The 12,684-nt window shown below is 35.1% G+C and carries 9 protein-coding genes; 8 read left to right on the top strand and 1 reads right to left on the bottom strand.

Translation table 11 applies throughout. The features are described from left to right. The first annotated feature begins 15 nt into the window (after positions 1-15). Both A3EM_RS0125180 and A3EM_RS0125175 read left to right on the top strand, forming a co-directional pair. Positions 16-909, top strand: a complete 894-nt coding sequence (locus tag A3EM_RS0125180) for a hypothetical protein (RefSeq protein WP_020531021.1) — start codon at positions 16-18, stop codon at positions 907-909. 4 nt (positions 910-913) lie between these two features. Further along, complete coding sequence (locus tag A3EM_RS0125175) at positions 914-1,552, top strand: antA/AntB antirepressor family protein (RefSeq protein WP_020531020.1); 639 nt, start codon at positions 914-916, stop codon at positions 1,550-1,552. Between the two features lie 122 nt (positions 1,553-1,674). Here the strand turns inward: A3EM_RS0125175 and A3EM_RS0125170 are convergent, their stop codons facing one another. Beyond that, positions 1,675-2,670 (bottom strand): virulence RhuM family protein, encoded by a 996-nt coding sequence (locus tag A3EM_RS0125170; protein ID WP_020531019.1) that lies wholly within the window; start codon positions 2,668-2,670, stop codon positions 1,675-1,677. Positions 2,671-2,813: 143 nt separating this feature from the next. Between A3EM_RS0125170 and A3EM_RS0125165 the strand changes: the two genes are divergently transcribed. The 6 genes from A3EM_RS0125165 to A3EM_RS0125135 all read left to right on the top strand — a co-directional run bounded on the left by A3EM_RS0125165 (position 2,814) and on the right by A3EM_RS0125135 (position 12,677). Then, a complete protein-coding gene (locus A3EM_RS0125165; protein ID WP_157638079.1) occupies positions 2,814-3,017 on the top strand; it encodes a hypothetical protein in 204 nt (67 codons plus the stop codon). A 340-nt stretch (positions 3,018-3,357) separates the two neighbouring features. Further along, positions 3,358-3,984, top strand: coding sequence for a GNAT family N-acetyltransferase (locus A3EM_RS43630; protein WP_020531016.1), 627 nt, complete (start codon positions 3,358-3,360; stop codon positions 3,982-3,984). 43 nt (positions 3,985-4,027) lie between these two features. Further along, positions 4,028-6,193 carry an ATP-binding protein gene (locus A3EM_RS0125150; RefSeq protein ID WP_020531015.1) on the top strand — a complete coding sequence of 722 codons (2,166 nt, stop codon included), beginning with the start codon at positions 4,028-4,030 and terminating at the stop codon, positions 6,191-6,193. Between the two features lie 231 nt (positions 6,194-6,424). Next, positions 6,425-7,480 (top strand): hypothetical protein, encoded by a 1,056-nt coding sequence (locus tag A3EM_RS0125145; protein WP_157638076.1) that lies wholly within the window; start codon positions 6,425-6,427, stop codon positions 7,478-7,480. Between the two features lie 83 nt (positions 7,481-7,563). Continuing rightward, positions 7,564-11,979, top strand: coding sequence for an Ig-like domain-containing protein (locus A3EM_RS0125140; RefSeq protein ID WP_020531013.1), 4,416 nt, complete (start codon positions 7,564-7,566; stop codon positions 11,977-11,979). Beyond that, positions 11,976-12,677, top strand: a complete 702-nt coding sequence (locus A3EM_RS0125135; RefSeq protein ID WP_020531012.1) for a PKD domain-containing protein — start codon at positions 11,976-11,978, stop codon at positions 12,675-12,677. The genes A3EM_RS0125140 and A3EM_RS0125135 overlap by 4 nt, the downstream gene beginning before the upstream one ends. The last annotated feature ends 7 nt before the right edge of the window (positions 12,678-12,684 follow it).

Below are 12,684 nucleotides of genomic sequence, written 5' to 3'. Positions count from 1 at the left end.
CCAAATCTTATTCCTATGAGTTATAATGAAACTGTAAATTATCCGAATAAACTATTAAAAATTGAGGTTAGGGATCAATTGAAACAGCTATCAATTGAAGACAGTGAAAGATTAAATAATAAGATTAATGATGCTATTGATAAAATTTTAAGAGACGAAACCGGAAGTTTTATGGAATTTCCGGAGACAATCGAAAATAAGATTGATCCTAGTATTAGAAATCAGGTTGTTTCACATTTAACTGGAATTGAGGTAAGAGTTTTAACTTCAATTCTGGTGCTTTGCCAAATTGCCGAGTCTGACAATGATATAGTTCATAACAAAAAAAATAATTCTGTCACTTTCTCTTTCGATCGGTTGAGGTTTAATGCACTCATGGGACTTGATTCGAAAACAGCCTCCTCAAAGCATAGAAAAATAGTTTTTGATGCCCTTATCGAGCTTGATAAGAAAAAGTTTATTGTACCCTGCAGAAATGGGGATATTCGTTTTCCAAGACTTGTGAATATCGATAAGACGAATGTTAATAATAAAAAGATTACAGTTACGGTAGATGAAAGTTTTATTGTACTCCAGGATAAAGAAAGTACTTACTTTGAATTGCCTTCTAATATCAATAAAAAGCTAAGAGAAATTTCAACCGGAAGACCAAATGTGGGAGTTGAGCTTTTTATTAAGTGTTTGTACCAAGCCAAACATTGCTCTAAAGATAATACTGTGGAATACAGTTATGGAAGATTAATTGAGATAATGAGGTTAGAAAACCATCTCAAAAAGCGAAATCATTCAAGAATAAGGAAAACTATTGATAAAGCTTTTCTCACTGCAAAAAAATTTAATTTAATAGCCTCTTTCAAAGAGGGAAGGACCCGATTTAGTGAGGTAAAATATATCATTACATTTAAATAGGCTCATGAAACAGTTAATAAGCATTTATGAGGGATATTTGATTGATTCTATCGAGTTACACGAATTCCTTAAGATAAAAACAAGACATAGAGCCTGGGTAGAAAGACAATTTGATTCCTTCGAGGAAGGAAGGGATTATTGGAGTTTCGCCCAAAATTGGGCGAAACCCTCTGGAAGACCAGCAAAGCAGTTTTTTCTTACAGTAAATATGGCAAAACAACTTGCCATGTTAGCAAAAACCGATGTAGGGGAAATGGTAAGAGAGTATTTTATCAGGGTGGAAGACAGGGTAAATAAACTAAATAAGCTTAAAGAAACATCTGAGTCTTTAAAAGAAGAAACAAAGTTGAATCTTGAAAGTTTTAAGAAACTCGATAATGCGGGATTAGAAACATTATATGAAGGGAAAGTTGTAAAAGATAAAAATGCTCACATGATTTCCATCACTGGTAGAACATTTGCCCAGGAACTGACAAAACATAATATTTTTGGAAAGAAATTAACTCTGGAGGAATATATTGAGGAGAATCGAAAAACGCATTTGGAAATTAGGGAGATGATCATCAAAAACTCCAATATTACTCCAGAAGAGTTGCCATTATTTCAATTAAAGAAAATTGATTTAAAGAAAGGGATAGAGTAAAAACAGGGATTTTGATTTGTGAATGTCAGTAGAAAACATGAAAATGGTTTATTAGGGTACTTTTTAAGATTTGGATGGAAATATTAATTAAATTGAGTTTTCCATCCTTGATATTTCGTATCCTATTTCTTCTTCCCTTTTAGTCGTTTTATTTGTTTATCAAAATCAGAAGTATAGTTTTTATCCTGAATTTTTCGATACTGACCATACTCTTGCTCAGCTTTGAGTTTTGCCTCCAACGCACTTATTTTTCCCTTATCCTTCAAAATTGGATAGCTGGATAGTTCTAAAAACTGGTTCAAAAAATTTACCCAATCTTGCATAGTAGTAGGTATTTGCCTTTCTGCTCTATTTTCCGCCAGGTCTAAATAGGCTGAAACCATCCTGTTTAGTTCTTTTATATGCTGCTCACTCAGGTAATTTTTGGCGATTACCACATCTGATTTTAAAATCTTTCCGTCTGGTGCATGTTTCCAATTTGTTAACCCCATGTAAAGCTTTGTAGCATCAGCTGATGAATAAATAATCTCTGCAGCAGTTTTCCCGACTATTGCCCAGTGTAGCTTATTTTGCACGGTTGCAAAAAAAGTTTTTGTTAGGGTGTCCTTATTATCATAATCAATTGATAAGGCATAAATGTCGGTAACCTTTTGATAAAATCTTCTCTCACTTGCTCTAATTTCACGAATTCGTTCAAGTAGTTCCTCAAAGTAATCTTTACCAAAATGCTTACCCTGCTTCAAACGCTCATCATCTAAAACAAATCCTTTTGTTATAAATTCTTTTAAAACTTTTGTTGCCCAAATCCTAAACTTTGTTGCTTTGTTTGAATTAACACGATACCCAACAGCAATAATCACATCCAGGTTATAGAATGTTGTTTTATAATTTTTTCCATCCTTCGCAGTATGTTCCAAAATGGAACTAACTGATTCTTCTTCGAGCTCATTAGATGTAAAAATATTTTTTAGATGTTTTGTAATCGCGGGTCTTTGAACTCCAAATAATTCAGCTATCTTTTTTTGAGGCATCCAGAATGTCTCATCTTGATATAAAACCTCGATTTTTATATCTCCATCATTTCCCTGATAAAAAATTATTTCTGATTCGTGTGCCATAATATTACCCAAATTTTATCTGTAAATATTCCCACTAAATTTTCCAAAAATGAAATTTAAACCTGATTTTTAAAAATCAGGAAAAAAAGAATATGAATGTTTCATATTTGGGAAATAATTTTTTATATTTGATTTATTGCTATATGAGCAGGATTGATGAAGCAGTTGTAAATGATTTCATTAAGATACAACAGGACTTGCCGGAGACTTTGAAGTTTTATGGTCTGTCAGCCCGATTTGTGGCATTGCAAAGTGGAATTTCAGTTTCTTCATTTCATCGAAAAATGAAAAGTCAGGGTTTTACAGGAGAGGAAATGAAAGCCATTTGCGCTGTAATCAACCGATAGAAAAATCAAAATATCAGAAGATTATTTGTAATTATTCAAAAAATTCCTGATTATTAAGAATAAGAGGATCTCCAGACCATGTGTTTCAGCCAGATCCTTTTTACTAGCACTCACCTATTTTAACATCTTACTAATTTGGCTTTTCTAAACTAGAAAAGTAGGGGCAACTATTTTTTTAACCAGAAAATTAGATCAAAATGTTAACAGGTCCGCTTATACCTTTTCCCCTGTTTGTAAAAAAGTATCTTCTCCATTTGGATAGGATAAAAGCTTTTGGATTCAACTGCCTTTGTTCAAATACTCACTTTCCATTTTTTGAAAATTTAAACTTTAATAAACCATGGTAAAGGCAACTCCTCAGGATAAAAAGTCAATTGTAGAGCTACTATCTAAGGCATTTGATACAAATAAAAGTGTAAATTTTGCCGTCAAACAAGATCATAAGCGAGAAGCACGAATCCAAAATCTGGTAAATTATTCTTTTGAGCTGTGCTATATGTTTGGGGATGTATTTTTATCCGATGATCGTAAAGCTGCTGCTCTAATTTTATATCCTGAAAAAAAGAAAACCAATTTAAAAGCTATTTGGCTGGATATCCAACTTGCCTTCATTTCTCTTGGGCTATCCAATATTTATAAGGTTTTAAAAAGAGAATCGAAGATAAAAAAATACCACCCAAAGGAGGAAATGATTTATTTATGGTTCATAGGAGTTCACCCGGATAATCAGGGGAATGGTTCTGGAAGCAAGTTGATGGAAGATATTTTTCAATTAAGTGAGCGATTGCAAAAACCCATTTACCTGGAAACTTCAACTGTGAGAAACATTCCATGGTATAAAAAACTTGGATTTGAAACTATTCATAAACTGGGGTTCGGTTTTGAATTATTCCTCATGACCAGAAAGTGCAGACAATTAGACCACGATTCCAATAAAATCAATAACAAACACCTTGAGTTGAATTAGGATATCAGTTTCTAAATCATTTTTCACTATAAAAATTTGAGGTATGCTATTTCCAGGAACAGAGATGCATATAATAGTCTTTTGCTTCATTTTAATTGAAGTAATTGCCTTTATAGTGGCCTTGATATTTTTCTTATCAAGACCAAAAGAAAAAAGTACCAAGTGGTATCTCATACTTCTTTTCTTGTTGATTCAATATAATTTGCTTGGTGGACTTCTGCCAGACGAGAGTTTTCCTATCTCTGAAAGACTTCAAATTATTCTTGCTTACACCGGTGGGGTCATCACACCCATGTATTTTCCATTTTATTTCTATAAAGCGTTCGAATTAAAAGAACTAAAGAAATATGCTTTAAAAGGCGTCCTATACTTTATTTTACTTCCCTTTATAGTGACTTTTGTGATACCCTTTTTCTTTATTGGGAATTTAGATTTATCAAGGCAACTACTGGTAATTATTCCTTTTGTATTTTCCATAGCATTTTTTATCGCATTGAAAAAGTCGATTCAGGCAAAGCTGAAGACTGAAAAAGAAAAAACCAGTAAAGAATTGATTATTGGCATGTATATCAGTGCCTTTTTATGGTGTGCCATGCCACTAATTGTATTGTTTGAAGGTAATCAACTTTTAGAGCACTCCTTAACCAATTCCGGCTTTTTAGTTATCAGTCTGGTTTATGTACGAAGTATTATCCTCAACTCCAGAAAAGAACATGAGCAGCTTTTGAAATCAAAATTAACTGAACAGCAATTAAATACTTTTATCAATTTTGCACATGAAATTAAAACTCCCCTGACATTAATCAATAACTATCTTGATGAATACAACAGCAAATTTGGGAGAAATGAAGACATGGAGGTCATTAATTTACACCTCCACAAGCTTACAAGAGATATTCTTAATTTTTTTGATTTAGAAAAACTGAATAAGGGTTTTGCCAATTATAATAATAACCAGATTATAAATTTTAGTGAATTCCTTTCTTCTAATATCACCCTTTTCCAACCAACAGCTCATAAAAAGAAAATCAACTTTGCAGCCAATATTGAAAATGAATTGTATGCCAAAGTTAGCCCTGTGGCACTCAACAGTATCATCAAAAACCTGATTGATAATGCCATGAAGTATACCGACAAGGGGGGAAAGATAGAGGTTTGCCTGAATAGGGTAGGGGAAACCATAGTCTTTTCTGTAAAAGATAATGGAATTGGTATCTCCGAAGCTACACAAGAATCCATCTTCCAACCTTATTACCAGATCAAGACCCAAAAAAGAAATACGGATGGAATGGGACTGGGTCTGCCAATTGTCCGGAAACTCATTGAAATGCTCAATTGGGAGATTAAATTGGAAAGCATTGAATCAAAAGGATCATTGTTCCAGGTTATTCTTCCTTTCAAATCCTATTCTGAACACGAGATAGAACAACATATTCCTTTACCTGCCTATGAGGAAATATATCAACCAGATGACTCAATACAAATAGAAGATGTCATCAATCCGGAAAGTGAGTTTCATATTTTGGTAGTGGAGGACAATCTGGAAATGTTGAATTACCTGATTAGTAAACTGGGGGTAAATTACAATGTTTATGCTGCGACCGGAGGGGCAATGGCTCTTCAAAAGTTAAATTCGCTGGGAAAGGTTGATTTGATCATTTCAGACTTGATGATGGATGAGATGAATGGTATTGATTTTTTGAGGGAAATTTCAAACGACAACAGATTCAGTTATATCTCATTTATATTCCTGACGGCCAATACCACTGAAAAAAGTAAAACAGAGGCGCTTTCTTTAGGAGCTATTGATTATATTCAAAAGCCTTTCAATATCAAAGAATTAAAATATAAGATTGAATCCATTCTTAATAATCAGCAAAAGCAGTTGACAGCTTTTGGAGAATCCCTGATTCGTAATACCCAAAAAGAAATAGGGCTGCAGGTGCGGCCCTTATCTTCGGGTAACCACATTGGTAACCAGCAATCTGAATTTATAAGGAATTGTAAGAAGTTTAATCTTACCGCTAAGGAGATTGAGATATGCACGTTAATTTCAAAAGGACTTTCCTATAAAGAAATAGCGGACGAGCTGAGCAGGTCTGAAAGAACGGTTCAATCTCATGCGAAAAAGATTTTTGATAAGGTTTGTGTAAATAATAAGCTGGGATTGTTGAATGAATTAGGTTTTAAAATGGGTTCGGTGGGCTAAAATGGCTTTTTCAGTATTTTTCGGTACAAAAATACCGTAAATTACTTACACAAAATTCAGGATTTTAGCCAATCTTTAACCAACAATCAGATGGTTTCTGAATAACTACCATTAAAATTTTTTCAAAGAATAGAATTGAAAAGGTGGAAATCTATGCCTTATAACAAAGTATAGTCTGTCTTTTTGAGTGCTAAAATCCTTTTTCAGTTCTAATAAAAACCAAAGGTAGATATGCTAAAATTTTTACCAGGCAGTATTTTTTGTATCATGCAATTTTGCATTCAAACCACCTGTTTCTCCCAAAATATCAATCAGGAAGATATTAGGGAAATTAAGTTTTCAGGACAGCAATTGATTAAAGAGTATGAACAATTACTTAATCTGATTTCCAACAGTGATGTAGGTTATGCCAAGCAGGGGGAAATCATAAAGAGTAGCTATCTGGATGGGTTTGGACAGCAATTATTTAAATCCGGAGAAGTGGTGGTAGAAAACAATCTAAATCCGTCATGGGCTAAAGAGGATAAGATAAAGGATTTATCTGTGGCCGATTACCTGAATAAATTCAATTTGTTTTACAGTAAGAGCGATCAAAATTCTGTAATTTTTCAAAATATAAAAACTACTCCCATCAGGCAGGAGGACTATATTTATCTGGAAATCTATTATGAATCCATCTTTAAAGGGAGGCATTTAAATTATAATCTTCCCTACCAAATGACCAGGAGAGTGGCTACAATTGAAGCCCAAAGACTTTCCGGAACCTCATGGGATTTGAAAATAGTAAGTCTGGTCTTTTTTGATTCTAAAAAACATCAGCAAGCTTTATTTGACAAAAGAAAACCTATTAATGAAATCACTATAAATTGGCCAAAGGCAGCTCAGGAAGGAGATATAATGTATGAAATTTACAATGACGGAAAGTTAATTACTACTACTCCTGATACTTCTATAGTAGTCAATTTACCCTATCAGAATAGTATTCAGGTATTTTACAGAGAGGCAGAACCTTCAGAAATACCAAGTTCAAAAAGGGATTTTAATCAGCTTCAACATTCCTATAAAGCTGGGAAAACATATGGCATTCAATGGGATTATTTTGGTCCGGTGAGGTTGGAAATATTCCAATATAATAACTTGCTGGAAGAGGTTTATCAGGAAGTATCCGGTAATTCTACCATTTGGGAAGTTCCCCGAAAGTATAAGGGTCAAAACTATCAATTCAAAGTCACAAGTATTGATAGTCCTCATGTATCCATTTTAAGTGAAGCATTCAGTATTGAATAAGGTGTTGGAGATCCATTAATCCACCAACATACACCGCATATTTTTCAGGGACTCTAAACCAGTTGTTTTTAATATCAAATTGAATGAAAAAATTCATTTACATATTGTTTTTTATGCTGAAAGCCATCCTGGTATATAGCCAGAGAAATGAACCCATAAACCAAAATATGGTATTGCTCAAAGGAGGAAGCGAAGTTTCCATCATCAGTCCGGGTGTTGAAGAGTTAATCTCTGAACAAGTCATTGGGGGGTGTGAGGACAATCCTATGGGTGGAGGTTCTACCATGTACCAAAGAGAGTATGCCCGATATTTTTATCTGATAAACCCTACTATTGTAAAAAATCAATCAGGCAATAAAATAGGAGAAGCTTTTATAATTCAGCCAACCATTGAAGGTCTTTACCAGTTTAAAGAAACTTATGATTTAGTAACCTGCAAAGATGAATGTATTAATGATAATATTTCCCATAATTGTGATGATGTAGAGGAAAATGAAATAGGGGTTTTTGAAATTAATGTCATTGATTTTAAAAGAAATTCTGAGGATGAGATCTTAGCTTTACAGGATGGAAATGCCTTAACAATTTCAGATTTTTATACTTTTTCTGATGCTTCTGAAGTAGGGAGATTATCCTTTTCTTCAAATGTTTCTGGGGGGAATTTCAATCCGGTGAATCCGGGAGAACATGTCGTAACCATAGCAGGAATTTTTGATAATGGAAATAAGGAAATTTCCCTCAATATCAATATTGTCCAATTTGAATTAACTCAGGGAGATCAATTTGAAATTTGTAGTCTGGATAATGATTTGATTGACTTACGGGATTATTATTCGGCCATTGATCATCCCAATGCAAATATTCAATACAGGGGAAATGGAATTGTAAACGAGCATTTTTTAGATTTATCGCAATTGCCAGAAGGGCTTAATAAAATTGATATTGCAGCCAGCGGATTTGTAAATGGAGTAAAAATTCTTCACCTGAATTTTATCAAAAATCCATTACCGGATATCAGAAGTGGTGCAAATCAGCAGGTTTGTTTAGGGGAAACATTGACACTTACCGGGAACTCTCCAATTGGAGGAACATGGTCCTCTGCGGATTTAGAGATCACGGAACAAAACAGGATTGGGACTGTAGATATTCAACCAGGCACATATAACGTGACCTATACTTACAAAAATGGAGTATGCGAAGGCGAAAGTGAAAAACAAATTACAGTACTCCCTTTGCCAGAAGTTAGTGCCGGAGAGGATATTACATGGTGTGGAGAAGGACAAATCAGTCTGGACGGAGGATTTCCCACAGGAGGGATTTGGACTGCCAATTCCAATCAGGTTACCATAAATGAAAATTTCCTTTTAACAGGTGAAGTAGACTTTGAGGGGAATTTGTCCAAGCGTTTTGAATTAACCTACACTTATAAAAATGAAAATGGTTGTAATGCTTCTGCTTCCAAAGCATTGATTCTTTATGACAAACCAGCCGAGCCTGAAATCTCCTACACTCAAATTTGTGCTCAGGGGCAAAGTACCTTAACCATTGAAAACGACAATGCCAAATTCCGGTATGACTGGTATAGAGATAACCAGAAAATAGTTGGGGCTAATGGTAAAACCTATACTACAGATATTCTTCATAAGAACACTATTTACAAGGTAGTGGTGATCAACCCTATAAGTACCAATTGCCAGGAAATTTCCAGCAAAGAGGTGAAAGTTACACCTTTGCCTGCTAAACCAAATGTCACTGATTTGGTTATTTGTGAATCAGAAAACGTAACGCTAAAAGCCAGCCATTCGGGAGCTGTAACTCATTTTAACTGGTATGATCAATCAGGAAACCGGTTGAATGGGGACAGTGGGCTTGGAGATTCCTATACTACTTTAACACCGATTACTCAGGATGCTACTTTTTATGTAAGTGCCATAATTGGTGGTTGCGAAGGAGAAAAACAGATCCTTCATGTTTACAAAGTTAATCCTCCTAAAATCCCCGAAACAAAAGGTGGAAGCATTTGTGGTGAAGGAGAGATAGATTTAACCGTCTCCAGTTTAGAAGGTGATTTATACAGATGGTATAAAAGCCAAACAGGAGATGAAATCCTTAAGGAAGGAAAATCATATACCCCATTTTTAACTCAAACCACTGATTTTTATGTGGCTGCGGTAAAACAAAGAAATATTCCGGGAATTGGTACCATTGATTGTGAAGGAGAAAGGGCTAAAGTCACTGGGATTATCCATCAAATTCCCAACCCTCCCGAGGGCTTATATTTCACCACCTGTGGCATCCAATATGTGGAATTGGAGGGCAAAGGAGGAATTGGCAACAATTATCATTGGTACAATTCCAATGGTTCAAAAGTAGGAGAGGGGTCTATTTTTAAAGTTGGTCAGGTCAATAGAAGTGAATCGTATTTCTATACTACCATTTCAGCAGAAGCCTGTGAAAGTGAAAAAGCCAAGGTGGAAATTACTTTCAAACCAACTCCCGGACTTCCCAAAGTAACTAATCTCGAAAAATGTGGAGAAGGTGAAATTGAAATCATTCCGGAAGGAGAAGAAGGCGCAATTTTCAGATTTTATAAAGCGAATGACAGAGATAGTTATGTGGGTGAGGGGACAAAATATAGCCCATATATTCAGGGTCAAACAAGTTTTTTTGTGAGTCAGGTAATTGACAATTGCGAAGGATTTCAACAATCAATAGAAGTAGATTTTTATGCTATTCCAGATGCTCCCAAAGTAGAGGATGTGGCTTATTGTGGTCAAAACACCATCACCCTGACAGCTACTGGTGGTTCAACAGGAAGTGAATATAAATGGTTTTCCAATGAAACAGATGAAACTCCATTGGCTATTGGTAGTCGATTTATTCAAAATGATTTAGCAATAACGACTTCCTACTTTGTGTCTGTCACTTCCAAACAAGGCTGTGAAAGTGATAGAGTAAAAGCAACTGCCTTTATCTACGAAGTTCCTGAGCCACCAGAAGTGAAGGAAGGTTATGTTTGTGGTGGATTTGGTCATACTATTTTGAATATTGAAAATCCAAGCTCAGATTATAATTATGAATGGTATAGCTTAAACGGTCAATTACTTTCCAATACTTCACTTTTCCAAACCCCTGAAATTTCGGCTACCACAGCATACAAAGTAAAAGCCATTTCCAAAGAAAATTGTGAAAGTAGTTTTACCGAAGTACGGGCTGTGGTGATCAGTGATGAACCGATTGATATTGGAGAAGATATTTCCCTATGCAAATGGGAGGAAAATTATAATTTGAGTCAGGATGTTAATGAAAATTTAAAAGGAGGACTTTTTACTGGTTCAGGTGTTTTCCAGGATTCTGTTTTTATGCCATCAGTTTTGGAAGCGGGAAATTATGAAATTCAGTACACGTACAACAAGGGCGACTGCAAAGCCTTTGGGAAGAGAAAAATTACCATTACCGATGGCATTGGAGAAAAGGAATTACACCTGAACCATGGTACTTTACAATTTTGTGAAAATGCTAATCCCGTTTCACTTGATGATTATGTTTTTAATGAAAAGGTAGAAAACAGTCAGTGGGAAGGTGAGGGGGTGATTGGAAATATCCTTGAACCCAATTTATTGCCACCAGGGATTCATGAATTAACCTATACCTTAACCGAAAATGGTTGTACCTATACTACTACCCAGGAAATTGAAATCGTGAAAAGCTATGGCGTGAAACCCCGACTTTCAGCCAATAATATTACCGCTTGTGAACATGAAAAGGTAACCGTATCAGCCAGCCTGAATGACAACAACAAAAACTATCACTGGTATAGTGAAAACAATGAATTATTGGGAGAAGGCCCTACTTTTTCATTGGTGGCAAAAGAAAATCAAATTCTTTCCTGTAAGGGAGTTGATGCTCAGGGTTGTGAATCTGATCCATCAATAGTTACCCTAAATGTTTACCATTTTCCTGACAGTATCACCAGCAATTCCAGAAAAATTAAGGTGGAGGAATCCATTGAATTTGATGTGGTGGATCAAGAGGCGCAGGAACATTTTTATAACTGGGATTTTGGGAACGGACAAGAATCTACTTTAAAATCTCCTGCAGTATTTTTTTATGATGAAGGGGAATTTCCTATCAGGCTCATTATTGCTCACCATAAAAATGGATGCAGTGATACGCTGTCTTACAGCATTCTGGTAGAGGGAAGAACAGATAGCACCGATTTGATTACAGGTTTTGATGATGGTTTGGAATTGGAAAAAATTAAGGTATTCCCCAACCCTTTTTCCAATTGGATAAGAATTGAAGGAAGTTCTCTCCACCAGAGCCGACCAATTGAAATGAAAGACATTCAGGTATTTGATTTGATGGGTCGAAGTTATTCTAAGACTTCCGATTTCCTGAGAGAAGAAAAATCCATTTACCTAAACACAGAAAAATTTCCATCAGGAATCTATTTCATCAAGGTTTATTCTAAAATTTTCAAACTGACCAAATCATGAAAAACTCGCTTTATATCCTCATCATTGGTTTGTCCTTTTCCAGCTGTGAAGTCCGATGGGAAAAATCAGCTGACCTGAATACTTCCCCAAAAATAGCCTTTCTGATTAATGGGGAAACCATTGATCCAATTACGAATCAGAAATATGAATCGCTTGAGGACAGTGTAAAGATCGGGGTAAAATCAAACATCAAAACCTACACTTTTGATTTTAAAGCTGAAGATGACAACTTGAGTAATTTCTATTTCGATACTCCTGACGGGGAAGTGGTCTCCTTTACAGAAAAGGAAAATGCTTTGGGAAATTATCAGGTGATTTATAATCCTAAAAAGCTCGGACAGCATAAAGTCACGATTACAGCCATGGATCATTTTGTAGCAAAATCAAGCATTATTCTAAAATTATGGGCTTATGAAAACCTGCCTCCCATAGCCAATTTCACTTATGCTAAAAAAGGCATTATCAGGCCAGGTCATTTTGAGGTAAGTGCCATAAATTCCTTTGATCAGGACGAAAAATATGGAGGGCAAATCACCAGATACCAATTTGAAATTGATGGCAATGTAATTAACACTCCTAATGCTTCAGTGGAATATATTTTCCAAAAGGAAGGTCCATATGAAATCAAACTAAAGGTACAGGATAATGACGGGGAATGGGGTGAGGAGATTAAGGAGGTAGTGACAATTGAATTTTGATCAAAAA

The organism is Flexithrix dorotheae DSM 6795, assembly GCF_000379765.1.
Lineage (GTDB): Bacteria > Bacteroidota > Bacteroidia > Cytophagales > Flammeovirgaceae > Flexithrix > Flexithrix dorotheae.
The sequence above is the reverse complement of the archived record's forward strand: the minus strand, read 5'-3'. Positions and strand labels throughout refer to the sequence as shown.